The 24,653-nt window shown below is 66.6% G+C and carries 27 protein-coding genes; 8 read left to right on the top strand and 19 right to left on the bottom strand.

Annotation, left to right across the window (positions count from 1 at the left end):
• Nucleotides 1-95 precede the first annotated feature (95 nt).
• Nucleotides 96-1,289: a PucR family transcriptional regulator gene (locus tag BST13_RS23375; RefSeq protein ID WP_083166394.1), complete on the bottom strand. Its 1,194-nt coding sequence runs from the start codon at nt 1,287-1,289 to the stop codon at nt 96-98.
• Nucleotides 1,290-1,434: 145 nt separating this feature from the next.
• Between BST13_RS23375 and BST13_RS23370 the strand changes: the two genes are divergently transcribed.
• The 4 genes from BST13_RS23370 to BST13_RS23355 are packed head-to-tail and all read left to right on the top strand — an operon-like array spanning nt 1,435 to nt 6,397.
• Nucleotides 1,435-2,940, top strand: coding sequence for a long-chain-fatty-acid--CoA ligase (locus tag BST13_RS23370; protein ID WP_083166393.1), 1,506 nt, complete (start codon nt 1,435-1,437; stop codon nt 2,938-2,940).
• 5 nt (nt 2,941-2,945) lie between these two features.
• Nucleotides 2,946-4,631, top strand: coding sequence for a PHA/PHB synthase family protein (locus tag BST13_RS23365; protein WP_083166392.1), 1,686 nt, complete (start codon nt 2,946-2,948; stop codon nt 4,629-4,631).
• Entirely contained in the window at nt 4,621-5,442 is an 822-nt protein-coding gene (phaZ, locus tag BST13_RS23360; RefSeq protein ID WP_083166391.1) for a poly(3-hydroxyalkanoate) depolymerase, read from the top strand. Before BST13_RS23365 ends, phaZ begins: the two co-directional genes overlap by 11 nt.
• Nucleotides 5,443-5,470: 28 nt before the next feature.
• A complete protein-coding gene (locus BST13_RS23355) occupies nt 5,471-6,397 on the top strand; it encodes an LLM class flavin-dependent oxidoreductase (RefSeq protein ID WP_083166390.1) in 927 nt (308 codons plus the stop codon).
• Here BST13_RS23355 and BST13_RS23350 read toward each other — a convergent pair.
• The 16 genes from BST13_RS23350 to BST13_RS23270 form a co-directional block, all read right to left on the bottom strand.
• On the bottom strand, nt 6,394-8,064 hold the full coding sequence (locus tag BST13_RS23350) for an FAD-binding dehydrogenase (protein WP_083166389.1): 1,671 nt from the start codon (nt 8,062-8,064) through the stop codon (nt 6,394-6,396). The two genes, BST13_RS23355 and BST13_RS23350, sit on opposite strands and share 4 nt — an antisense overlap.
• Nucleotides 8,065-8,228: 164 nt before the next feature.
• Nucleotides 8,229-8,672, bottom strand: coding sequence for a 50S ribosomal protein L15 (gene rplO, locus BST13_RS23345; RefSeq protein WP_083166388.1), 444 nt, complete (start codon nt 8,670-8,672; stop codon nt 8,229-8,231).
• Nucleotides 8,669-8,851: a 50S ribosomal protein L30 gene (gene rpmD / locus BST13_RS23340; protein ID WP_029369011.1), complete on the bottom strand. Its 183-nt coding sequence runs from the start codon at nt 8,849-8,851 to the stop codon at nt 8,669-8,671. The genes rplO and rpmD overlap by 4 nt, the downstream gene beginning before the upstream one ends.
• A gap of 2 nt (nt 8,852-8,853) precedes the next feature.
• Complete coding sequence (gene rpsE / locus BST13_RS23335; protein WP_018601820.1) at nt 8,854-9,522, bottom strand: 30S ribosomal protein S5; 669 nt, start codon at nt 9,520-9,522, stop codon at nt 8,854-8,856.
• A 25-nt stretch (nt 9,523-9,547) separates the two neighbouring features.
• Entirely contained in the window at nt 9,548-9,961 is a 414-nt protein-coding gene (gene rplR / locus BST13_RS23330; protein ID WP_083166387.1) for a 50S ribosomal protein L18, read from the bottom strand.
• 2 nt (nt 9,962-9,963) lie between these two features.
• Complete coding sequence (gene rplF, locus BST13_RS23325) at nt 9,964-10,503, bottom strand: 50S ribosomal protein L6 (RefSeq protein ID WP_064946109.1); 540 nt, start codon at nt 10,501-10,503, stop codon at nt 9,964-9,966.
• Nucleotides 10,504-10,515: 12 nt separating this feature from the next.
• Nucleotides 10,516-10,914, bottom strand: a complete 399-nt coding sequence (gene rpsH, locus BST13_RS23320) for a 30S ribosomal protein S8 (RefSeq protein ID WP_029369016.1) — start codon at nt 10,912-10,914, stop codon at nt 10,516-10,518.
• Nucleotides 10,915-11,249: 335 nt separating this feature from the next.
• The gene (locus tag BST13_RS23310; protein ID WP_062827996.1) at nt 11,250-11,435 is read right to left on the bottom strand and encodes a type Z 30S ribosomal protein S14; all 186 of its coding nucleotides are present in this window, start codon (nt 11,433-11,435) and stop codon (nt 11,250-11,252) included.
• A 4-nt stretch (nt 11,436-11,439) separates the two neighbouring features.
• On the bottom strand, nt 11,440-12,003 hold the full coding sequence (gene rplE / locus BST13_RS23305; protein ID WP_083166386.1) for a 50S ribosomal protein L5: 564 nt from the start codon (nt 12,001-12,003) through the stop codon (nt 11,440-11,442).
• A 2-nt stretch (nt 12,004-12,005) separates the two neighbouring features.
• The gene (gene rplX / locus BST13_RS23300) at nt 12,006-12,323 is read right to left on the bottom strand and encodes a 50S ribosomal protein L24 (RefSeq protein ID WP_029369081.1); all 318 of its coding nucleotides are present in this window, start codon (nt 12,321-12,323) and stop codon (nt 12,006-12,008) included.
• Nucleotides 12,324-12,692 carry a 50S ribosomal protein L14 gene (gene rplN, locus BST13_RS23295; RefSeq protein WP_018601827.1) on the bottom strand — a complete coding sequence of 123 codons (369 nt, stop codon included), beginning with the start codon at nt 12,690-12,692 and terminating at the stop codon, nt 12,324-12,326.
• 200 nt (nt 12,693-12,892) lie between these two features.
• Nucleotides 12,893-14,014, bottom strand: coding sequence for a YeiH family protein (locus BST13_RS23290; RefSeq protein WP_083166385.1), 1,122 nt, complete (start codon nt 14,012-14,014; stop codon nt 12,893-12,895).
• 7 nt (nt 14,015-14,021) lie between these two features.
• The gene (locus tag BST13_RS39320; RefSeq protein ID WP_095533680.1) at nt 14,022-14,168 is read right to left on the bottom strand and encodes a hypothetical protein; all 147 of its coding nucleotides are present in this window, start codon (nt 14,166-14,168) and stop codon (nt 14,022-14,024) included.
• A gap of 189 nt (nt 14,169-14,357) precedes the next feature.
• Nucleotides 14,358-15,236 carry a formylglycine-generating enzyme family protein gene (locus BST13_RS23280; protein ID WP_083166383.1) on the bottom strand — a complete coding sequence of 293 codons (879 nt, stop codon included), beginning with the start codon at nt 15,234-15,236 and terminating at the stop codon, nt 14,358-14,360.
• 26 nt (nt 15,237-15,262) lie between these two features.
• On the bottom strand, nt 15,263-17,614 hold the full coding sequence (locus tag BST13_RS23275; RefSeq protein ID WP_083166382.1) for an arylsulfatase: 2,352 nt from the start codon (nt 17,612-17,614) through the stop codon (nt 15,263-15,265).
• Nucleotides 17,615-17,726: 112 nt separating this feature from the next.
• The gene (locus BST13_RS23270) at nt 17,727-18,986 is read right to left on the bottom strand and encodes an MFS transporter (RefSeq protein ID WP_245839777.1); all 1,260 of its coding nucleotides are present in this window, start codon (nt 18,984-18,986) and stop codon (nt 17,727-17,729) included.
• A 51-nt stretch (nt 18,987-19,037) separates the two neighbouring features.
• Here BST13_RS23270 and BST13_RS23265 point away from each other — a divergent pair, with 51 nt between their 5' ends.
• The gene (locus BST13_RS23265; RefSeq protein WP_083166381.1) at nt 19,038-19,589 is read left to right on the top strand and encodes a TetR/AcrR family transcriptional regulator; all 552 of its coding nucleotides are present in this window, start codon (nt 19,038-19,040) and stop codon (nt 19,587-19,589) included.
• Here BST13_RS23265 and BST13_RS23260 read toward each other — a convergent pair.
• Nucleotides 19,555-20,226 carry a DUF2306 domain-containing protein gene (locus tag BST13_RS23260; RefSeq protein ID WP_083166380.1) on the bottom strand — a complete coding sequence of 224 codons (672 nt, stop codon included), beginning with the start codon at nt 20,224-20,226 and terminating at the stop codon, nt 19,555-19,557. The genes BST13_RS23265 and BST13_RS23260 overlap by 35 nt on opposite strands.
• Before the next feature lie 54 nt (nt 20,227-20,280).
• On the opposite strand from BST13_RS23260, the gene BST13_RS23255 reads away from it, so the two are divergent.
• Nucleotides 20,281-20,982 carry a TetR/AcrR family transcriptional regulator gene (locus tag BST13_RS23255; RefSeq protein WP_083166379.1) on the top strand — a complete coding sequence of 234 codons (702 nt, stop codon included), beginning with the start codon at nt 20,281-20,283 and terminating at the stop codon, nt 20,980-20,982.
• 5 nt (nt 20,983-20,987) lie between these two features.
• On the opposite strand, the gene BST13_RS23250 is transcribed toward BST13_RS23255, so the two are convergent.
• Entirely contained in the window at nt 20,988-21,695 is a 708-nt protein-coding gene (locus tag BST13_RS23250; RefSeq protein ID WP_083166378.1) for a TetR/AcrR family transcriptional regulator, read from the bottom strand.
• A gap of 129 nt (nt 21,696-21,824) precedes the next feature.
• On the opposite strand from BST13_RS23250, the gene BST13_RS23245 reads away from it, so the two are divergent.
• Both BST13_RS23245 and BST13_RS23240 read left to right on the top strand, forming a co-directional pair.
• On the top strand, nt 21,825-23,486 hold the full coding sequence (locus tag BST13_RS23245; RefSeq protein WP_083166377.1) for an amidohydrolase: 1,662 nt from the start codon (nt 21,825-21,827) through the stop codon (nt 23,484-23,486).
• 27 nt (nt 23,487-23,513) lie between these two features.
• A complete protein-coding gene (locus BST13_RS23240; protein ID WP_083166376.1) occupies nt 23,514-24,653 on the top strand; it encodes an ABC transporter ATP-binding protein in 1,140 nt (379 codons plus the stop codon).

Genomic DNA, 24,653 nt, shown 5'->3' with positions numbered 1-24,653 from the left:
AGCAGGCTCGACGGTCTGCGCGAACAGACGCGAATGTCCCGCAATATCGGCGTGTCGGGGTACCTCCTTGTCTTCTCGCAGGAGAGGTGACGTGCTCACGGCAGCCTGCGGTGCACCTCGAAGGCCAGACACAACTCGGCGATGTCACGCGGGCGCGACAGCGATCGGCCGGTGCGCTCCTCGATGCGGTGCAGACGATGGCGCACGGTGTTGGGATGCACGTAGATCTTGGCGGCCGTCTCGTTGGCGGAGCCGCCGGCATCGAGCCAGGCCTGAAAGGTGTCGACCAAGATCTGCCGTTCCTCGGCGGGCAGATCGTCGAAACCTCCGAGGACGTCATGCCCGATGCGTTGCATGACCTCGGGTGCGGCGACCGCTGCCACCGCCAACGGTGAACCGTCGAACACCTGCACGAGCTGATCGTCGGTGGGCCTCCCGGCGATCGCCAGCCGGGCGAACCGCAGGGCCTCGCCGGTGACTGTCAGATCGTCGAACGGCGGGCTCACCCCCACCCGGTCCGACGCCGCTGACCGCAGAATCTCCAACAGCTCGCCCTGGGTGGCCGGGCGGCGCAGATGCACGATGCCGACCTGCAGATCGGGCAGCAGCCGCCACGCCGATCGGATATCGCGGGTATCGAGCTTGTTCGCGATCTCCGGCAGACCCGTGCGTCCGATCCCCGGAACCTGTGCTGCCACAACGACATACGGCCCCGAGGTGGGCAGCCGCAGAATGTCGGCGGCGTCCCACAGGTTCTGGGTGTCGGTGATGCGGCCCTGCAGGATCGCCTCGACCAGAGCCGAGCGTTCCTCTTCCTTGCCGAGCATCTGCTGGGTCAGCTGCTGGCGGTAGGCGCCCGTCATCGCCTGGGTGAAGGAGTCCTGGGCGAGCATGATCTGCGACGTGGTGGCCAGGATGGCCTCGGGGCTGATGTCGAGATCGCGCGCCTGGGCCAGGCTCGTCTCCCACATGAACCGGAAGCCGACGCGGTAGGCCGACATCACCGTCGCCAGCGGCACGCCGGCCAGCGCACGCCGCACGCCGGTGTCCTCGGCGGCCGACACGTCGGCCAGTTCGGGACCGTTGTCGGCGGTCAGGGCGTCGAACACGTAGACCATCTGGGCCCGGCAGCTGCGTTGCAGCTCGGCGTCGTCGACCAGGCTGCGGTTGGACGCGTAGAACGCGACGTCGCGACGGATGACCTCGGCCATCTCCGCGGCCAGGGCATCGGCACGAGCCAGCACGGCCTCGGCGAGCCGCACAATGCTCGGATCGGGCGCCGCTGGCATGAGTGACACGATAGGCCCGCGGGCCCCCGGGTGTGAGCGCTCACAGCAGACTGCCTGCGACGTTGTTCCCGCCACCATGTTCTTCCCGCAGCTCTGGCCGCACAGTTGAGGTATCGAACGACAACGTCGGCACCCGGAGGAGACCGTGACCAACCTCAGCACCAATCTCGTTGCAGCAGCGCAGAAGTACCCCGATCGAACGGCACTTCGCTGTGACGATACGACCCTGAGCTTCGCCGACTTCAACACCGCGGCGGCCCGCGTCGCCACGTTCCTCGACCGCGCCGGCATCGCCCCCGGCGACCGGGTCGGCATCATGCTGCCGAACAGTGCGGCATTCGCCGTGGCGTACTACGGCATCATGCGCCGGGGTGCCGTCGCCGTCCCGATGAACCCGCTGCTGAAGGCGCGGGAGGTCGAGTTCTACCTGGCCAACACCGGGGCGAAGGCCCTGTTCGGCGCACCGACGTTCGCCGAGGCCGCCACCGACGGCGCCGCGGCGGCGAGCGCACAGGTCTGGCTGGTCGACGACGCGACGCTGCCCGCCCTGATAGGCGACCTCCCCGAACAGCGCGAACCGGTCGAGCGGGCCGACACGGACACCGCGGTGGTGCTGCACACCTCAGGTACCACCGGCAAACCCAAGGGCGCCGAGCTGACCCACGGTGGCCTGCGCCGCAACGCCGAGGTCACGTTGCGCACCCTGATCGGGGTCGGCCCGGACGACGTGATCATGGGCTGCCTGCCGCTGTTCCATGTGTTCGGCCTGACGTGTGGCCTCAACGCCGCAGTGGCCGGCGGTGCGACGCTGGTGCTGATCCCCCGCTTCGACCCGCGCACCGTGCTGCGGGCGATCCAGCGTGACCGGGTGACGGTGTTCCAGGGCGTGCCGACCATGTACTCGGCACTGCTCGCCGTGGCACCCGAATTTCCCAGTGCTGCAACGACTTTGCGGATCTGCGCGTCCGGCGGCGCGGCCCTGCCGGTGCCGGTGCTCACGGAGTTCGAGACGACGTTCGACACCACGATCCTGGAGGGCTACGGGCTCTCGGAGACCTCACCGGTGGCCTGCTTCAACCATCCCGACCGCGAGCGCAAGGCCGGTTCGATCGGCACGCCCATCGAAGGTGTCGAGATGCGCGTCGTCGACGACAACGGCACCGAGGTTGCCACCGGTGAGCCCGGCGAGATTCAGATCCGCGGCCACAACGTCATGAAGGGCTACTGGAACCTGCCCGAGGCCACCGCCGCGGCGATCTCGCCGGACGGCTGGTTCGGCACAGGCGACATCGGCAAGGTCGACGACGACGGCTACTTCTACATAGTCGACCGCAAGAAGCAGATGATCATCCGCGGCGGCCTGAACATCTATCCGCGGGAGATCGAGGAGGTGCTCTACGAGCATCCGGCCGTTGCGGAGGCCTGCGTCGTCGGCATCCCGCACGATTCACTCGGCGAGGAGGTCGGAGCGGCGGTCGCGCTCAAGGACGGCGCCGAGACCGCACCCGAGGAGCTGCGCGACTTCGTCAAACAACGCGTCGCCGCCTACAAGTACCCGCGCCGCGTCTGGCTGGTCGACGCCCTGCCCAAAGGACCGACCGGCAAGATCCTGCGCCGCGAGATCGCCATCCCCTCCACCGAAAGCAACTGATCGCCATGACCGACAACCGTTTCGATGAACTCGCCGCACCGCTGGACCTGCTACTGGTCAATTCGACCCGCAGCTTTGCCGGCCGGATGATGCCCAACCAGTCCTGGGCCAGGTTCGGGGGCAGCCTGGCCCGTCAGCCCCGCACCGTCGCCGACCAGATCGGCGGCCTCGGCCGTGAACTCGCTGCGATCGCCACCGGCAATTCCGAGCGCGCTCCGGCCCGCTCCGACAAGCGGTTCACCGATCCGGCCTGGCAGGGTAATCCGTTGATGCGCCGCACGATGCAGGCCTACCTGGCCGCGGCCGACACCGCCGAGGCGCTGTTCGCCGCCGCCGACCTGGACTGGCGAGATCGCGACAAGATGCGTTTCGTGCTGGACAACATCCTCGAAGGCCTCTCACCCAGCAACAGCCCGATCCTGAGCCCGCTGGGTTGGAAGGCGCTCATCGACACCGGCGGCCTGTCGGCGGTGCGCGGCGTGAAAGCCTTCGCCCGTGACATGGCTGCCAAGCCGAGAGTGCCCGCGATGGTCGAACCCGACGCGTACACCGTCGGTGAGACCGTCGCGATCACCAAGGGCGCGGTGGTGCTCAAGACCCGGATGTTCGAGTTGATCCACTACGCGCCCCAGACCCCCACCGTGCGGCAGATCCCGCTGCTGATGGTGCCGCCGGTGATCAACAAGTTCTACATCATGGACATCGCGCCTGGCCGCAGCATGATCGAATACTTCGTGGCTCAGGGGCAGCAGGTGTTCGCCATTTCGTGGCGCAATCCGCAAGCCCGGCACCGGGATTGGGGATTCGACGCCTACGGCGGCGCGATCATCGAGGCGCTCGACGCGGTCCGGGAGATCGCGGGCACCGACAGTGCGCACCTGCTGGCAACCTGCTCGGGCGGCATTCTGGCGGCGATGGTGGCCGCCCATCTCGCCGAGATCGGCGAGGCCGACAAGATCGCCGGGCTCACGCTGGCCGTCACGGTGCTCGACCAGAACCGGGCCGGTTTCGCCTCCGCGGCGATGAGCGAGCGCTCCGCGCACGCCGCGATCCGGTCGTCGGCCCGTGCCGGTTACCTGGACGGGCGGGCCATGGCCGAGATGTTTGCCTGGCTGCGCCCGACCGACCTGGTGTGGCGGTACTGGGTGAACAACTATGTGCAGGGCCGCGAACCGGCGCCCTTCGATGTACTGTTCTGGAACGCCGACACCACCCGGATGACTGCCGCCCTGCACCGCGAGATGGTGTTGATGGGCCTGCACAATTCACTGACCACGCCGGGTGCGGTGAGCATGCTCGGCACCCCGGTCGACCTCGGCAAGGTGACCAACGACGCCTACGTGATCGGCGGTGTTGCCGACCATATCTGCCCGTGGCAGGCCACCTACCGCAGTGCTCAGCTGCTGGGCAGCAAGGACAACACCTACGTGCTGTCCACGAGCGGCCACATCGCCGCGCTCGTCAATCCTCCGGGCAACCCGAAGGCGTCGTTCCGGGCGGGCGCGGTCGACGACTCCACCGCCGAGGAATGGCTCACCGAAAATGAACCCAAGAAGGATTCGTGGTGGCCGCACTACATGGCGTGGCTGGGCGAGCGCAGCGGGCCGGAAGTCGATGCGCCCCAAGCCCTCGGCGGTCCCGGTTACGAGCCACTGGCCCCGGCGCCCGGAACCTACGTCCATGAGAGCTGAGGCCATGACCGAGACCTACGTCGCCGCAGGCGGGCAACGCATCCGGGTGGATGTCCGCCCCGGCACCGGTGTCCCACTGGTGCTGTGCAACGGGATCGGGGCGAGCCTGGAGGTGCTCGACCCCTTCGTCGCGGCACTTGATCCCGATCTGACGGTGGTTCGGTTCGACGTCCCGGGCACGGGTGGTTCCCCGGTCTCGGCCCTGCCGTACGGCTTTCCCTACCTGGCCTGGGTGCTGGGACGGGTGTTGACCAAGCTCGGCCTCGACGTCGTCGACGTCCTGGGCCTGTCCTGGGGTGGGGCGCTGGCCCAGCAGTTCGCATTCCAGAATCCCCGCCGCTGCAGGCGTCTGGTTCTGGTGGCGACGGGCACCGGCGCGTTGATGGTGCCGGCTCATCCGCGGGTGCTGGCGAAGATGTTGACGCCGCGGCGTTTTCGGGATCCGGAATATGTGTCGGCCATTGCCGGTGAGCTTTATGGCGGCGCGGCCCGTGATCACGGCTTCGACATCGCCAAGATCTTCGGAACCCAGCTGCATGCCGGGTCGAAGATGGGCTATCTGCACCAGTTGCTCGCCGGGGCCGTCTGGACGAGCCTGTTCGCCCTGCCCGCGATCCGCCAACCCACGCTGCTGGTGGCGGGCACCGACGATCCCATCATCCCGATTGCCAACGCCCACATCATGAGTCGCCTGATGCCGCACGCGCAGATGCTGAGCCATCCTGGCGGTCACATCGACCTGGTCGCCAATGCCGACGAGCTGGCCCCGGCTATCTGCAGCTTCTTGGAGGAGCCCGGAGACCGCGCTTGACGCGGCGCCGCACCGTACCGTGGTGAGGGTGAAGTTCTCGATTTCGATACCGCAGCTGGTGACGGGTCGGTTCGACGATGAGGGTCTGAAGGCCTATCTGGCTCGCGCCGAGGAGTTGGGGTTCGAGGGCGGTTGGACCATGGAGCAGACGATCGGCGAGGCGCCGGGCGTCGCGCCGCTGGAGCTGTTGTCGTATGCGGCGGCCTGCACCACCCGGCTTCGGCTCGGAGTGGCCGTGCTCATCACCTCCCTGCACGATCCGCTGCAGCTCGCGTCGGCCATCACGGCCGTCGACCAGCTCAGCCACGGGCGCCTCGACGTCGGGGTCGGGCACGGCGGCAACTTCCGGCCGTTCGCCGCGTTCGGGGTGGACCGCGCCAAGTTCGTCAGCTACTTCAACGAGGGCTTGGAGTTGATGAAGGCGGCCTGGTCCGACAAACCGCGCATCACGTTTCACGGCCAGTTCCGCGACGTCGAGGACCTGCCGATCCAGCCGAAGCCCGTGCAGCGCCCGCACCCGCCGATCTGGTTCGGTGGCACCGCGCCCAATGCGCTGGCCCGGGCGGTCCGGTACGGGGACTCGTTCCTCGGAGCCGGGTCGTCGACCACCGCCACATTCGCCGAGTCGGTCCAGACGGTGCGCCGCGAACTCGACGAGCAGGGCAAGGATCCGGCCGGCTACACCATCGGCAAGCGGGTGTACCTGATGATCGACGACGACCCCGCCCGCGCCCGCGAGCGAGTCGTCGAAGGGCTGCACCGCATCTACGGCCAGATGCCCGGCATCGAGGCGGTCCCGGTGTCGGGCACGCCGGCAGACGTGGTGCGCGGGCTGCAGGAGGTGGCCGACGCCGGCGCCCAGATGGTCGTGCTCAACCCCGCAGGCGCGAACATCGCCGAGGACCGTGAGCAGATGGAACGGCTGGCCGCCGAGGTCATACCGCAACTCACCTAGAGCGCTTCGGCCGCCGCCCGCCCGGCGGCACGTCCCGAGAAGATGCACCCGCCCAGGAACGTGCCCTCGAGTGCGTTGTAACCATGCACGCCGCCGCCACCGAACCCGGCGGCCTCACCCGCGGCATAGAGCCCGGAGATGATTTGACCGCCAGTCCCGAATGCGCGCGACGACAGATCGGTCTGGATGCCGCCCAACGTCTTTCGGGTCAGGATGTGCAGTTTGACGCCGATCAGCGGGCCCGCGGACGGATCGAGGATGCGGTGTGGCGCGGCGACGCGAGCCAGCCGGTCACCGAGGTAGCGCCGCGCATTGCGGATGCCTTGCACCTGAGCATCTTTGGCGAACGGGTTGGCGAATTGCAGGTCACGAGACTCGATTTGAGCCCGGATGGCTTGCGCGTCCAGCAGCGGCTCGTCGGTGAGCGTGTTCATCTTGGCCACGAGGGATTCGAGATCGTCGGCGACGACGAAGTCGGCACCGTGGCGTTTGAACGCCTCGACCGGCCCCGGCGCCGAGCGACTCAGCACCCGCTCGCGCAGCATCGCAGACCTGTTCTTGCCGGTGATGTCGGGATTCTGCTCCGAGCCCGACAGTGCGAACTCCTTCTCGATGATCTTCTGGGTCAGGATGAACCAGGAATGGTCATGGCCCGCGATGTCGGGATCGGTGCGCAGATGGCGCAAGGTACCCAGGGTGTCGTAGCCAGGCAGGTAGGGCGCGGGCAGGCGTCGGCCGATGGCGTCGAACCACATCGACGACGGGCCGGGCAGGATCCGGATCGCGTGGTCGGGCCAGATCGGGTTCCAGTTCTGGATGCCTTCGGTGTAGTGCCACATGCGGTCCCGGTTCACCAGGCGCACACCGGCGTCGGCAGCGATGTCGAGCATGCGACCGTCCACGTAGGCGGGGACGCCGGTGATCATCGACCGCGGCGGAGTGCCCATGCGCGACGGCCAGTAGCGCCGCACCATCTCATGGTTCGCGCCGATCCCGCCCGAGGCGACGACGACGGCCTGCGCGCTCAGTTCGAAGTCCCCGACGACGTCGCGGTTCGACGGCGCACCGCGGGGCGCGTCATCGGGGGCCAGCACCACGCCGCGGACGCCGGTGACGGCACCATCGGTGAACACCAGTTCGTCGACACGATGCCGGTGGCGAAACGTCACGAGCCCGTCACCGGCTGCGCTCCGAGCCGAATTCACAAAGGGTTCAACGATTCCCGTGCCCGTACCCCACGCGACGTGAAACCTGGGCACCGAATTGCCGTGCCCATCGGCGCGCAGATCTCCCCGCTCGGCCCAACCCACGGTCGGTACGAAGGTGATGCCGTGCTCGGAAAGGTACGCGCGTTTCTCGCCGGCGGCGAACTCCACGTAGGCTCGGGCCCATTTGACCGCCCAGGCATCTTCGTCGTCGCCACGGTCGAACGCGGCGCTGCCCTGCCAGTCGTTCCACGCCAGCTCGAGCGAATCCTTGATTCCCAACCGGCGTTGCTCAGGGCTGCCGACGAGGAAGATACCGCCGAACGACCAGAACGCCTGACCGCCGAGGTTGGCTGCGTTCTCCTGATCGACCACGGCGACTTTCTTTCCGCGCCGGGTCAATTCACGGGTGGCGACCAGTCCGGCCAGTCCCCCGCCCACCACGATCACATCGGCATCCACAGCCGCGCCTCCCGTCCCGCTCGTATCCGTATTCAATACGAAGCCACCGCGAGCGTGCATCCTCTGCGAGAAATCGCGCGGGATCTCGCAGACGATTCACATTCGCGAAAGGGGCGGCAACGGAAAAGGCCCCCGCCGAAGCGAGGGCCTTTGCACGCCGAAATCTACAGTTCGGTGACCGAACCGCCTGCAGCGGTGATGGCCTCACGGGCGCTGCCGCTGAACTTGTTGGCGGTGACGTCGACCTTGGCGGTCAGCTTGCCGTCGCCGAGAACCTTGACCAGGCTGTTCTTGCGAACCAGACCCTTGGCCACCAGCTCGTCGACACCGATGGTGCCGCCCTGCGGGAAGGCCTTGTTGATGTCGCCGACGTTGACGACCTCATACTCGGTCCGGAAGCGGTTCTTGAAGCCCTTGAGCTTCGGCAGCCGCATGTGGATCGGCATCTGGCCACCCTCGAACGTCACCGGGACGTTCTTGCGGGCCTTGGTGCCCTTGGTACCGCGACCGGCGGTCTTACCCTTGGAGCCCTCACCACGACCAACGCGGGTCTTGGCGGTCTTCGAGCCCGCAGCCGGCTTCAGGTCATGAAGCTTGATAACGCTCATTTGACTTCCTCCACCTCGACGAGGTGATGCACAACATTGATCAGACCGCGGGTCTGGGCGTTGTCCTCACGAACCACGGACTGACGGATCTTCTTCAGTCCCAGCGTCCGCAGGCTTTCGCGCTGCTTCCAGCGTGCGCCGATGACCCCGCGCACCTGGGTGATCTTGAGCTCTGCCATGGTTATGCCGATCCCTCACGCGCGGCTGCAGCAGCCAGCGCTTCGCTCTCGCGTCGGGCCCGCAGCATGCCGGCCGGCGCAACATCCTCGATGGGCAGACCGCGACGGGCCGCCACCTCTTCCGGACGCTGCAGCAGCTTCAGCGCGGCAACGGTGGCGTGAACCACGTTGATCGCGTTGTCGCTACCCAGCGACTTGGCCAGGATGTCGTGCACCCCAGCGCATTCCAGCACGGCGCGGGCGGCGCCACCGGCGATCACACCGGTACCGGGGCTGGCCGGACGCAGCATCACCACACCGGCAGCGGCTTCGCCCTGCACGGGGTGGGTGATGGTGCCGCCGATCAGCGGAACCCGGAAGAAGCCCTTGCGCGCTTCCTCGACACCCTTGGCGATGGCGGCCGGAACTTCCTTGGCCTTGCCGTAGCCCACACCGACCATGCCGTGACCGTCGCCGACGATCACCAGAGCGGTGAAGCTGAACCGGCGGCCACCCTTGACCACCTTGGACACGCGGTTGATCGTGACCACGCGCTCGATGTAGTTGCTCTTCTCACCACGGTCGTCGCCGCGGCCACGGCCACCACGGTCATCGCGGCGGCCACGGCCGTCGCGGTCACCACGACCGCCACGGTTGTCCTGCGCCGAAGCGGCGCCAGCCTGCTCGGCCATCATGCAGTCCTCTCGTTAACAGTCATCAGAATTTCAGCCCACCCTCACGCGCGGCATCGGCCAGCGCGGCGATGCGGCCGCCGTAGGTGTAGCCACCACGGTCGAACACGACAGCCTCGATGCCGGCAGCCTTGGCACGCTCGGCGATCAGCTGACCGACGCGCACGCTGTGCGCCTTCTTGTCGCCGTCCACTGCGCGGACGTCGGGCTCGATCGAGCTGGCCGCCGCCAGGGTGACGCCTTCCAGATCGTCGACGAGCTGGACGTGGATGTGCCGGGCCGACCGGTTGACCACCAGACGCGGGGTCTCGGCGGTGCCGGCAACCTTCTTGCGCAACCGGGCGTGGCGGCGCAGACGAGAGTTGCGACGGGTCTCAGAGATGTTCTGGCCCACCGGCTTACGCTTTGCGTTTTCTGCGGTAACAGTTTTGGGAGCCATGGTTACTTACCTGTCTTTCCGACCTTGCGGCGGATCTGCTCACCCTCGTAGCGAATGCCCTTGCCCTTGTACGGGTCCGGGCGACGCAGGCGACGGATGACCGCGGAGATCTGGCCGACCTTCTGCTTGTCGATACCCGACACCGAGAACTTCGTGGGCGTCTCCACCGCGAAGGTGATGCCCTCGGGTGCCTCGATCAGAACCGGGTGGCTGTAGCCCAGGGCGAACTCCAGGTTCGAGCCCTTGGCCACCACGCGGTAACCAACGCCGAAGATCTCCATCTTGCGGGTGTAGCCCTCGGTCACACCGGTGACCAGGTTGGCGATCAGGGTGCGGGAGAGTCCGTGCAGCGAGCGGTTGCGCCGCTCGTCGTCGGGACGGGCCACCACGATCGCACCGTCGTCGTTGCGCGACACGGCAATCGGCTCGGCGACGTCGAGCACCAGGGTGCCCTTGGGCCCCTTCACCGAAACGTTCTGACCGTCGATGGTCACGTCGACTCCGGCGGGAACCGGAACCGGCTGCTTTCCAATACGCGACATTTCTGCTTCCCCCTACCAGACGTAAGCGAGGACTTCGCCGCCCACGCCCTGTCGAGATGCCTGGCGGTCGGTGAGCAGGCCCGAGGACGTGGAGATGATCGCCACGCCCAGGCCGCCGAGAACGCGCGGCAGATTGGTGGATTTTGCGTAAACCCGCAGACCGGGCTTGCTCACGCGACGCAGGCCGGCGATGCTGCGCTCACGGCTGGGGCCGTACTTGAGCTGCACCACCAGGGACTTGCCGACGCGGGCGTCCTCAGTGCGGTAATCGGAGATGTAGCCCTCTTTCTTGAGGATCTCGGCGATGTTCGCCTTGATCTTCGAGTGGGGCAGGGTCACCTCGTCGTGGTACGCCGAGTTGGCGTTGCGCAGACGTGTCAGAAAGTCTGCGATCGGATCCGTCATTGTCATGACAGTGTCAATCAACCTCTCCCGCTGCGGTTCCCATGCAGCGTGCTCGCGCCGGTTCCCGGAATAAGGGCCTGGCACATCGCACGGTGGGCCTACTGCGAAGTGTTCATCCGTATCTGACCGGGTTCGGTCAGGGGTCGTGCATCAGTAGTGACACTTGTGGGCGGCACATACCGACTCGCCTGGGCGAATAGCTACAGGCAACCGGTCAAGTGTAGACAACCGGCAGCTCAGAGCCAAATCCGCGAGCGGAGCTCACCGACTGGCCCTGAACACCAACAGCACCCCGCGGGTCCCGGATGGCCGGGTCGCGGGGTGCTGCCGTCAGTGCGTTGTTACCAGCTGGACTTCTGCACGCCGGGCAGCTCGCCGGCGTGTGCCATTTCGCGCACGCAGATGCGGCACAGCCCGAACTTGCGGTAAACGGCGTGCGGACGGCCGCACTTGCTGCAGCGGGTGTACGCGCGAACCGCGAACTTGGGCTTCTTGTTGGCCTTGTGGACCAGAGCCTTCTTTGCCATGTGCTCAGTTCTCCTTGAAGGGGAAGCCCAGCGCCCGCAGCAGCGCACGGCCTTCGTCGTCGTTGGTCGCCGAGGTGACGACGGTGATGTCCATGCCGCGGGGCCGGTCGATGGAATCCACGTCGATCTCGTGGAACATCGACTGCTCGTTCAGACCGAACGTGTAGTTGCCGGTGCCGTCGAACTGCTTGGCCGACAGGCCGCGGAAGTCGCGGATACGGGGCAGCGCGATGGAGATGAGCCGGTCCAGGAACTCCCACATGCGGTCGCCGCGCAGCGTGACGCGCGCGCCGATGGGCATGCCCTCGCGGAGCTTGAACTGGGCGATGGACTTGCGAGCCTTGCGGATCTCGGGCTTCTGACCGGTGATCAGGGCCAGGTCGTTGACCGCGCCGTTGATCAGCTTGGCGTCGCGGGCGGCGTCACCGACACCCATGTTGACGACGACCTTGACCACGCCGGGGATCTGCATGACGTTGCCGTACTGGAACTGCTGCTGCAGCGACTCGCGGATTTCCTCGCGGTAGCGCTGCTTGAGCCGGGGAAGGGTCTTCTCTGCGGTGGTCATAGTCAGATGTCCTTGCCGTTGCGCTTGGAGACGCGAACCTTCTTGCCGCTCTCCTCATCGACGCGGTAGCCGATGCGGGTCGGGTTGCCGTCGGAGTCGACCACCATCACGTTGGACACGTGGATCGGCGCCTCCTGGGTGACGATGCCGCCCGACGAGGCCCCACGCTCGTTCTGCGACTGCGCGGTGTGCTTCTTGATCCGGTTGACGCCCTCGACGAGGACCTTGTTGCGCTCCGGGTAGGCGACCAGGACCTTGCCCTTGGCGCCCTTGTCCTTACCGGAGACCACCAGAACGGTGTCGCCCTTGTGGACCTTCATTTACAAAACCTCCGGGGCCAGCGAGACGATCTTCATGAACTTCTTCTCGCGCAGTTCGCGACCGACGGGCCCGAAGATGCGGGTGCCGCGGGGGTCGTTGTCGTTCTTGATGATGACTGCGGCGTTCTCGTCGAACTTGATGTAGCTGCCGTCGGCGCGACGACGTTCCTTGACGGTGCGCACGACGACGGCCTTCACGACATCACCGCGCTTGACGTTGCCGCCGGGGATGGCGTCCTTGACGGTCGCCACGATGATGTCGCCGATGCCGGCATAGCGTCGCGACGAGCCACCGAGCACGCGGATGCACAAGATCTCCTTGGCACCCGTGTTGTCGGCGACCTTCAACCGCGATTCCTGCTGAATCACTCGATCTCCTGACCTGGGTTTTTATGCACGCCAGATTCCGACCTGGACGTGCGCGGTCTTTGTTGGCTATGGATACGCCAGACTGATCTGAAGAACAGCAATCAGCCAGGGTCTACCCAAGACAACCCCTACATAGTAGGTGAGCTCGGGCAAGGCGCCAAATCGCTGCAGGTCCGGCCCGCAGTCGCTACCGGCACAATCTACGCGCCGCCGACACCCCAGTGCAGCACGCGTGAGGTCAGCAGCACCAGCCCGAGCGAGACCACGGCCACCACGACCAGCCCGATCACTGCGACGACGAGCGGACGCCAGCCGGTGCGTGCGATCTGGCGGATGTCGGTGGACAGGCCCACCCCGGCGAAGGTCAGCAGGAACGCCCACTTGGAGATGTTCCCGACATTGGTCAGCTGTCCCTTGCTCAGCAGGCCCGCCGTCGCCACCGCCGACACCGCGAGGAAGCCGAGGACGAATTTGGGGAACTTGTCCCACACGAACGCGGCCTTGGCCCGCACGCCAGGAGCCAGTTCGTCGGCCTCCCCCTTGGACGCCCAGTACAGCGCGAAGCCGAGCACCACGAAACCGATCAGGGCGTTGCGCACCGACTTGACGAGCACCGCGATCTTGCCGGCCTCATCGGAGAACAGGTAGCCGGTGGCGGTGGTCTCGGCGGTGTTGTCGACCGCGAGGCCCGCCCAGAGGCCGAACTCGTGGTCGGTGAGTCCGATCGCATGCCCCAGTGGTGGCAGCGTGAACAACGCCACGGCGCCGAGCGCGAGGATCGCCGCGATGGCGTAGCTGACGTCGGAGTTGCGGGCCCGGATGGCGCCCTTGGACGCGATGATGGCCGACACCCCGCAGATCGAGGTACCGATAGCCAGCAGGGAGCCGAGCTTGCCGGAGAGCCCGAACAGGCGCGCGGCGACGATGATGATGGTCCCGGCCACCGTCATGTCGATAAGGATCTGCACGAGGCTGGTGGCGCCGAGCTTGAGCACGTCGCCGAGCACGAACCTGGATCCGAGTGCCACGATGCCGACCTTCAGCCAGAACTGGTAGGTCAGTACGCCCGGGCGGAAAATCCTATGTAGCCCAACGGTATTGGTGATCACGAGGCCGATCAGGATGGCCCACAGGACATACTCGATGTCCGGCACCCGCCAGTGCTGATGCTTGGCCAGCGCCAGCCAGCCCACCTCGGCGTACTTGCCGGCCACCCCCACCGCGACGAGCAGCAGCAGGCCGGGCAGGTAATCGAGGGGACGCTTGCTGGTGAAATCCGACGCCGGCTCATCGGCGACGTCGCGGTCGGCAACAGTGCTCATGGTTGTCTCACCACGGGATCTTCGGCAGCACCCCGGCCACCGCGAGTGCGGTCACCGCGAGGCCGAGAATCGTTGCCCACCAGTCGGATCCGATGCGGGCCAACAGTCCCCGCTCGGGTGCCGCAGCGTTGTCTGCGGGTGTTCCCTCTGTCACCGTGCGCTCCTCCGTGTCGGACTGCCGGCACGCGGCCGACGCCGGCTCATCGTGGCGCGCGCGGGCGTACGGGCCCACATATCGGATCGCGGTGAATCTAGGCGGGGCACCCGGGCTGTCGTTGCTCCTCGTGCGCGCGCCGCGAGTGTGAGCCTGCTGCGACTCTCGGGCGGTTTTTTCGCAGACGGTTCACACTCGCGAAGCGACGCAGCGGAAACCGATGTGCGTCGTCGCGCTGTCCTGGGATTGCGGTGAACGCGCCGCCGGTCGGTAGCGATGGCAGTACTCCGGCGCGCACAGATATGACCCGCCCTTGAGGGTCTGGTTGACGCTGGGATCCGCATCCGCCGGTGGGCAACAGGCGGGCTGGGCCGCGCCGGGCTGGTGGTGGGCCGAGAATCGCGTCGACGTCCACTCCCACACGTTGCCGATCATGTCGTAGAGCCCGAAGCCGTTCGGCGGAAAGGACCCCACCGGGGACGTGCCGGCCCAGCCCAGGGCGCCGTCGTTGCGGTACGGGAACCGGCCCTGCCAGGTGTTGGCCATCAGCTGACCGCGGGGCCTGACATCGTCGCCCCAGGCGTAGACGGTGTCGGCTCCCCCGCGCGCCGCATACTCCCATTCGGCTTCGGTGGGCAGCCGCCGCCCGGCCCACGCGGCATAGGCCGCGGCGTCGGGATAGGCCACCTGGACGACGGGGTGCTCGGGCCGACCGGCGTCGCGGTCCGGCCCGAACGGGTGTCGCCAGCTCGCGCCGGGTGCCCAGTCCCACCATTGCCGCCAGTCCCGCAGGTTCACCGGACCGGCGGTGGGCCGGAACACCAGCGCCCCGGGTAACAGATCTTGTTGCGCCACACCGGGATACAGTGCCGGATCCAATGGCCGCTCGGCGATGGTCACATATCCGGTGGCAGCGACGAACTCGGCGAACTGGGCGTTGGTGACGGGGTACTTCTCGATCGCGAACGATGCGACCGTCGCGGTGTGCACCGGAGCCTCTTCCGGGTAGAAGCGCGTCGAACCCATGCGGAACGCTCCCCCGGGCAGTTCGACCAGTTCGGTGTGCATGCGATCAGGGTAGGCGCGCCGATGGCTCAGTCCTTGCAGAAGGCCAGGGCCAGGGTGGCTTCGACGTCCTCGTACGGTTCCCCGGACAGATCGACGGTGGCCCGGGCGATGGTTCCGCCGGTGAAGCCGAACTGACCCCGATAGTTCTTCGACACCGCCGAACCGGTGTTGCGCCCGATGCAGATGCCGCCGCCGGCGAGCGCGAACATGCCCGGGTGGGTGCGCATGGCAGGCAGTTCGGCCACCGCGACGTCGTCGATGAACAACGCCGTGTCGCCCAGCGGTGTGTGACTGTTCTCGACCGTGCCGGTGCGGGCGTACCGCACACCGAAGATATGCCGTCCCAACGGGATCGGATCCGGCGATACCAACTGCTGCTCGATCTCACCGAGGAAGTTGTAGACGTAGTGCAGACGCCCGTCGGCGACGTACAACACATGCCCGCCGTGCGCACCGCCCTGTTTGAACAGCACGCCCTGGGCATCGGGGCGCTCGACGGTCAACTCGACCAGCACCTTGAACGACTGCCCGCGCAGTTCGGCGGCAGCACCGAGGCCGACCTCGGCCGTGTTCGGGTAGTACGTGTAGGTCGACCGGGCACCTGCCAGGTACGGGCGCCACCGCGTCATCGTCTCCAGGATGTTCAGATCGGCCAGCGGCAAGCCGTTGTACTTGTCAGCCTCGGCGAACCACAGCGCCTTGAGTTCTTCGAGTTTGTCCGGCTGTTCGGCGGCCAGGTCGTGGCATTGGCTGCGATCGGATTCGATGTGGAAGAGCTCCCAGCGGTCGGCGTCGAAATGGGACCACCCGGCCGGCGTCGCGGCGTGCACGGTGTTGGCGAACCAGCCCTTGTGCCAGATGCCGCGGGTGCCGAGCATGGTGTAGAACTGCGTCTCCTTACCGGTCGGCGCCGTCGGATTATCCAGCGCCACTTTGAAACTGACGCCGTCCAGCGGCTTTTGGGCAACTCCCCGCACGGTCGCGGGTGGGGTGATGTCGAGCAGGTCGTACACCGTTGGCGTGATGTCGCAGACGCTGACGTAGTTGTCGCGGACCTCGCCGTGCGCGGCAATCCCGTTGGGCCACGAGATGATTGCCGTGTCGGCGATGCCACCCTCATGGGAGGCGTACCGCTTGAACAACTTGTACGGCGTGTTGAACGCCATCGCCCAGCCGATCGGATAGTGGTTGTAGGTCTCCGGTGAGCCCAGCAGGTCGATGAACTTGAGCCCTTCCTCGGCGGTGTCGATGTAACCGTTGAAGAACTTGGTCTCGTTGACCGATCCGTTGGGTCCGCCTTCACCACTGGCACCGTTGTCGGAGATCACCACGATCACGGTGTTGTCGAGTTGACCGGATTCGTCGAGGTAGTCGAGGATGCGCCCGATCTGGGCGTCGGTGTAGGACAGGAAGCCTGCGAACACCTCGGCCATCCGGCTGAACAGTCGCTTCTCGTCGTCGTTCAGAGTGTCCCACGGCCGCACGGTGTCCTGCACCGGCCACGGTTCGCCGTTGGGTCCCTTGACATCTGCGTAGGGATTGACCGGCGAGAGTTCGGTGTCAGGTGGAACGATGCCGAGGCGTTTCTGGTTCTCCAGCACGATCTCGCGGTACCGCTCGTAGCCCATGTCGAAGCGGCCCGCGTAGTGGTCCGCCCATTCCTTGAACACGTGGTGCGGGGCATGACCGGCTCCGGGGCACAGGTAGGTGAACCAGGGCTTGTCGGGCGCGATCACCTTGGAGTCGCGGATGAACTCGATTGTCTTGTCGGCAAGGTCCTTCGACAGGTGATAGCCCTGCTCGGGCGTGGCCGGCGGATCGACCGGATGGTTGTCGTACACCAGATCCGGATACCACTGATCGGTTTCGCCGCCCATGAATCCGTAGAACCGTTCGAAACCACGCGAACATGGCCAATGCCGTTTGGTGGCAGCGAGATTGGACTCTTCCAACGGTGTCAGGTGCCACTTGCCCACGCAGTAGGTGTTGTAACCGTTCTCGATGAGCACCTCCGAAAGCAGTGCGGTGTCGAAGGGAATCCGCCCGTTGCAGTTGGGGAATCCGTCGGTGAACTCCTCGATGGTGGCCATTCCGACGGTGGTGGCGTTGCGGCCGGTGAGCAGTGAGGCCCTGGTCGGTGAACACAGTGCGGTGGTGTGGAACTGAGAGAGCCTGATACCGCGCTCGGCGATGCGGCTCATCGCAGGCATGTCCACGAGCCCACCGAAACAGTCCCAGGTGGCGATGCCCGTGTCGTCCCACACCAGATACAGCACATTCGGGGCATTCTCATCGGCAGTCGGCGCCGCATACGGTCCCCAGTCGGGCTCGGAATCCCGGATGTCCAGTTCGATCTTGCCGTTGAAGTCGGTAGCCATGGTGAGCCTCACTCCCGGTTGGCGATACAAGCGCCGATAAGGGCGATCGCCCGGAGATTACACCCGGTCGCTGAGGGTTGCCGGGGAAACTGACGACCCCGACAACATGCTGTCAACCTTCGGAATTCGGTGCCGACCTGCACAGGGGATCGTCAGTGTCGGTTCGGGCCTCCGGCTGCCCGGCGAGGCCCCGCAGCGGACCGGTCATGCGCGCGGCGAGCGGACTGCTCACGGCGACGAGGGCCAGTACCACCGCCACGACGATCGGACCGGCGGCACCGTGTGCGTCGGCCGCGACACCGGCGATGGCCGTGCCGGCGGCGCCACCCACCAGCGCCGCGCTGTTCAGCCAGCCGAACGCCTCCGTCGCCGCATGGTCGGCAATCTCCGCGGACACCATGATGTACAAGGCCGACATTGCCGGCGCAAAGCCCAAGCCGGACACGAACAATGCACAGAACTGCAGTGCCTGATTGTCGATGACGCCGAACACCGCGGTGCCCAGTGCCACGGTCGCCAAGGCGGCCACCAGTCCCGGGAGCCCAAATCGCCGGTGCCCGAACGCCAAACCTCCGATGACCGATCCCACGCTGGCCACCGCGATCGCAAGACCGGCCGTGATGCCGGTGCGGCCCAGCATCGCGACGATTCCGACTTCCAAGGCCATGTATGACGCGACCATGGTGAGGCTGGCGGCCATGGCGAGGATGACTGTGCGGTTGGCCATCACCCGGCCGAAGCCCGACGATCTTGGCGTCACCGGTAGGCGAAGATGCTTGGCGCTGAGTAGAAACCAGCCGGTCCCGACGACGGTGACCGCGGCAGACACCACCAGAGGGATGACCGTGGACAGGGTGGACGCGAGGAACGTGGCGGCCACGGGGCCGATGACCCAGATCAGCTCTTGCGCAGTGGTGTCGAGCGCGAACAGCACCCGCACCGCGTCGCGAGAAACGAGTTGTGGGTACAGCGCCCGCACCACCGGCATCAACGGCGGAACGGTTGCGCCGATGAGCAAGCCGAGCACCATCAGCAGCACCGCCGAAGTACCGGCGAATGCGAGGGCCAGCATCGCGGCGCCGTTCGCCAGGGCCGCGACGACGAGCGTCGTCACCATGGCGCGCCCGGCGATCCGGGCGGTGACGGGCATGGCCAGCGCCTCCCCCACGCTGACACCCGCCACCACGGCCCCGGCCTGCGCGTAGGACCCGCTGATGGCCTGGACGTGGAGCAGGATCGCCAGGTTGAGCATGCCGAGCGGTAGGCGGGCGAACAGCTGAGAGGCAGTCATGTTCAACACGCCCGGCATCCGGACCACATCGCGATACGCCCGCATCACCAACTCCCTCACCGACCACGCGTGACCGGACATCACTATACCGTCCAGACGGTACAGTGAATGCCGCTGTCGTAAGCTCTGGGAATGGCTTCGTCGCGGGACCGCATCCTCGACGCCTATGAGGACCTACTTGCCGTCGAAGGCGAGCGCTACGCCACGCTCGACGCGGTGGCCGCAAAGGCGGGTGTGTCCAAGGGCGGCCTGCTGTATCACTTCCCCTCGAAGGACCGCCTCGCCGCGGCCGTGTGCGATCGGCTGCTGGCCCTGGCCGCCGAAGACGTGCAACGGATGCGGACCGCGCCCGAGGGACCGGCCCGCTATTACATCCGCACGTCGCACTACGCCGGCACACCGCTGGATCGGGCCGTGGTTGCGGTGTCCCGACTACAGCAGGCGGGTGATGATCGCGCCCGTACCGTCATCGAGACGGTCTCGGCTGATTGGCTCAACGTCCTACATGAGACGCTCGGTGACCGCAACGTGGCCCGTGCGGTGAAACTGATGGGCGACGGCCTCTACTTCAGCGCCTTGCACCGCGCCCTCGGCGGACACCTGGCCGCGACCGAACAGGACGACGGACTGCTGGCCGTGATCGATCAGATCACAGCCGGCTCAAGTGCGCCGATCGATCAGTAACCGCAATCGGCTGCCGCCGCAGCCAGAGCTGCAGCGCCAGCAGCGGAATCGTCCAGCCCAACCACGCGCCCACGCCTGCGACGAGCCAGACATATTTCTCCTCGTTGCCACCGAAGATGCTGTCGCGCAACGGTTCCAAACACACGTACAGCACGGGTGTCCAGATCCTGTTGGTGATGATCGAGAGCGCCAGCGTCGCACTGCGCAGCATCTGGCGTCGATGCCTGCCGAACCGACGCCGCCGCGCAGCGCTGAATCCGTCGACGGTGAACCAGAGCCACAGCGCAGCGAGGGCGACGTCGCTGACCGCCAGGATCGGACCGAACGGCGTCGCCGCACCGATCACCATGGCGCACCCGGCCGCCGGAATCGCCGTCGCGACGTAGATCCGTCCGGTTCGGCGGTGCACCTTCGGGTGACGACGCCGCAGCCCCGGCCAGATCTGGCCTACCGCGCACACCATCGCCACGGCGGCGAGCAACACATGCGCGACCAGTAGCGGGTAATGCAGGCCGAAGGTGGACGGCACCCGCGTGCCGCCGGACAGATACGGCGGTAGCGAGTACGCCAGAAACGCCACGACGATCACTGCCAACGCCATGGCGAGCCGCACCGAGCGCGGTGATGCGTATGTCATACGCAAAAGCGTATTGCATACGCATTCGAATGTCACTGGTTACTCTGAGCGTTGATGGACGGCTCCGAACCCCCGCTCCCCCGCGCGCTGCGTCTGCTCTGGCAACAGGACCCGGCGCCGCGACGGTCACGTGGGCTCAGCCGGGAAGCGATCGTCGCGGCGGCGATCGAACTGGCCGACGCCGACGGGTTGGCCGCCCTGTCCATGGCACGGCTGGCGGAACGACTCGGATGCGGCACCATGTCGCTGTACCGGCACGTGGCCAACAAAGACGAACTGGTGATGTTCATGCTCGCCGCCGGTCCCGGCCCGCCGCCGTCACCGCAGCCGGGCACGAATTGGCGTGCCGCCCTGACGAACTGGGCACGAGGGTTATGGACTGTCTACCATCGGCACCCTTGGATCTTGCAGACCGCGTCGGCCGGACCGCCTGCCGATCCCGGACAGTTGGCATGGCTCGACGCCGGCCTGGCCACCTTGTCCGGCACGGGCCTGACCGAACGCCAAAAGCTCACCGCCGTCATCGCCGTGCTGGTGTTCACCCGGGGCTCGGCGGCGTTGGCGATCGAAGCGCGCGGTGTCGACGACCGCGCGTACCCCGCGCTACTGCGTCGCCTGGTGGACCCGGTCCGGTTCCCCGCGCTGGCAGCCGCCATCGATGCCGGCGCGTTCGATCAGGCCGAGGACGGACCGCTCACCGAATTCCATTCCGGCCTTGGCCAATTGCTCGACGGTATCGCCGAGCACACCAGCTGATCGGGTTAGCGGACGTGGGTCTTCAGCCGCGCGGCAATGCCGTCGAGCAGGAGGTCCAGAGCCGGTTCACATCCACTCCGACGCATCGACTCGTCGAGTAGCCGACTGGTGGCGGCGATATTCGGGTGCGTGTCGGCGGGCAGCTGGGCGTACGTGTCGCGCCACTTGCTGTCATCGCGCTGGCGATGTTCGACGGGCAGCGCCTCGAATGCCGCGTCGAGCGCGGCGAAACCCAGCATCTGATCGATGAATGCGTGATACACGTCGACGGCTTCCCGGTCGGGGAACCCCGCGTTGCGCAGTAGACCCAAAACCGTTTCGATGACTTGGATTTCGTGCGGGCCACCGGTCACCCGGCTTGCCGCCAGCACCCCAGCCTGCGGATGCTCGACGTAGACGCGGTGTACGCGCAACCCGAGTTCCCGCATGGCCTCACGCCAGTCACCGCCCGGTTCCCAGCCCTCGGCCACACGCCGCAGCAACTCGTCGGTGATGGCGAGCACCACATCTTCGATGCCGCGGAAGTAGCGGTACAGGGCGCTCGGGTCAGCTCCCAGCGCGACCCCGAGGCGCCGGACCGTCAGACCCGCCGCACCGTGGTACTGCAACACCCGCAATGCTGCTTCGACGATGACCTGTTCGGACAGCAACACGCCCTGGTTCGTCTGGCGCCGTCGCCGCCGTGGCGACTCGGACTTCAGTGTTCTGCCCATCCGCACTGCCTTCGCTTACGTCAACGCTCTTGCTCCATTTTGCGGCACTGCTGTGTCATGGCCCACAACAATTCGCGACCGGAGGCCATCTCACCGCCGTCCGCCCCACCGAAACGAGGAGACACCGCAATGTCCGCTGCGCCGGCCACCATCGTATTCAGCGGCGGTCCGATCCTCACGATGAACTCGGCTCGGTCCCGCGTGGGAGCGGTCGCAGTGACGGGCAACCGGATCACCGCGGTGGGACCGGAGGCCCACGCCCTGATCGGGCCGGACACCGAAGTCGTCGATCTGGCCGGCAGGCTTCTCATCCCCGGCTTTCAGGACGCGCACGTCCATCCGGTCGGGGCCGGCGTGGAGCGCATGACGTGCGACCTCCTCGGTGTCGACGACGCCGCCGCCACGCTGGCCGCGATCGCCGAGTATGCCGCGGCACATCCCGACCGCCCGTGGATCACTGGGGGCGGATGGTCCTTGGAGGCCTTCGACGGCGGAATCCCGACAGCACACATGCTCGATTCCGTAGTCGCCGACCGCCCGGTGTACCTGCCCAATCGCGACCATCACGGAGCATGGGTGAACACCCTCGCCCTGCAGATTGCCGGGATCACCGACGACACCCCCGATCCGCCGGGCGGACGCATCGAGCGCTACGCCGACGGCGGGGCGACGGGCATGCTGCAGGAAGCAGCGATGGATCTGGTGTCGGTATACGTTCCACCGCCCACCGAGGACGAGTTGTACCGAGCCCTGCTGGACGCACAGGCACACCTGCACTCGCTGGGCATCACGGCGTGGCAGGACGCCATGCTGGGCAATTACGCCGCAGTGCCGGATGCCGAATCCGCCTATCGGCGGGCCATTCTCGAGGAAACCCTGACGGTGCGCGTCGCGGCGGCGCAATGGTGGGAACGCGACCCCGGCGCCGAGCAGATACCGGAGATGGTCGAACGCCGCGCCGCATTGCAGCACGGGCGACTACGCGCGAACACGGTGAAGATCATGATCGACGGGATCGCTGAAAACCAGACCGCTGCGCTGCTGTCGCCTTATCTCGACGGCTGCGGCTGCTGTACCGCCAATGCCGGCGTCAGCTTCGTCGATCCGGAGGCGTTGCGGCACTACGTCGTCGAACTCGACGCTCTCGGATTTCAGCTGCACTTCCACGCCCTCGGCGACCGCGCTGTGCGGGAAGCACTCGACGCCGTCGAAGCCGCCCGGCGTGCCAACGGTTTTCGCGACACCCGCCCGCATCTGGCGCACCTGCAGGTGGTCGATCCGCACGACATTCCGCGGTTCCGCACCCTGGGCGCCACGGCCAACATCCAGCCGTTGTGGGCCTGTTATGAGCCGTCCATGGACGAGCTGACGATCCCGTTTCTCGGCGAGCAACGGTCGCTGCAGCAGTATCCGTTCGGGGACCTACTGCGGGCTGGGGCCGTCCTCGCCGCAGGCAGCGACTGGCCGGTGAGCAGCGCCGATCCCATCCAGGGCATCCACGTCGCCGTCAACCGCCGGGCCCCCGGCACCACCGACGACCGCGTGTTCCTCCCCGAGCAGCGGATCGACCTCATGGCGGCAATCGCGGCGTACACCGCGGGCTCGGCCTACGTCAACCACCTCGATGACACCGGAGCGATCCAGCCCGGATACCTCGCCGATCTCGTGGTGCTAGACCGGGATCCGTTCGACCTGCCCTCCGATGAGATCTGCCAGACCCGGGTCGAACGCACCTATGTCGACGGTGCACTCGTCTATGCAGGCATGTTGTCCGCCACCGCCACCCGCTGATCACATCCACCGAGCGAAGGATTCACCATGACCGAAGCCACCATCGCCGAGGCGCCGGCCAGAACGCAAAAGTCCGGTGTTGCAATACAATTGCTCAACATCACCAAGCAGTTCGGTGCTTCGACCGCGGTGGGCGGCGTCGACCTCGACATCCGGGCGGGCGAATTCCTTTCGCTGCTCGGCCCGTCGGGGTGCGGCAAGACGACCCTGCTGCGCATGATCGCCGGATTCGAAGAGCCCGACGCAGGCGACATCCTGCTCGACGGCTCATCGATAGTCGGACTGCCGCCGAACAAGCGGCCCGTGAACACCGTCTTTCAGTCTTATGCGTTGTTCCCGCACATGACCGTCGCGGAGAACGTCGCATACGGGCTGCGGCAAAAGCGCACCCCCAAAGCCGAGATCGGCCGCCGGGTAGGTGACGCGCTGCGCCTGGCCAGAATGGAGAGCTTCGCCGACCGCAGTCCCAAGAACCTCTCCGGAGGGCAGCAGCAGCGGGTGGCACTGGCGCGCGCGTTGGTCAACCGGCCCAAGGTCCTCCTGCTCGATGAGCCGATGTCGGCGCTCGACCGCAAGCTGCGTGAGGAAATGCAGGTGGAGCTCAAGCTGATTCAGCTCCAGCTCGGCATCACCTTTGTCTTCGTCACGCACGATCAGGAAGAGGCGCTGTCGATGAGTGACCGGGTGGTGGTCATGCGCGACGGCGCGATTCAGCAGCTCGGGACTCCGGCTGAGATCTACAAGTCGCCGGCCAATTCGTTCGTCGCCGGCTTCATCGGCAAGCAGAACTTCCTCAATTGCATGGTCTCCGGGCCGGATACCCTCACCGGCCCCGAGTACACCATCCGGCCCGATCGCAGCGCCATGGAGGGTCATGGCACCGGCCAGCCGGTAGTGGCCGTGGTGCGGGCCGAGTCCATCTCAGTAGGGTCTGTCATCGGCGAAACTCCGATCAACGCGGTCGACGGGACCCTGGCCAACATCTCCTTCCTCGGCGAGACCGTGCAGTACGTGGTGACAACGAACTCCGGCGTCGAGCTGCTGTCGCGGATGCCCGCCGCTGCCGCCCAGCAACTCGATCTGCACTCGGCGGTCCGGTGCAGCTGGGACGGCAACTCCGTACACGTCTTCCCCGCAGATCCTTCCACCGTCGCGGCCGAGAAGTGA

It is taken from the genome of Mycobacterium aquaticum, assembly GCF_002086485.1.
GTDB lineage: Bacteria > Actinomycetota > Actinomycetes > Mycobacteriales > Mycobacteriaceae > Mycobacterium > Mycobacterium aquaticum.
This window is presented reverse-complemented; position numbering and strand designations above follow the sequence as displayed.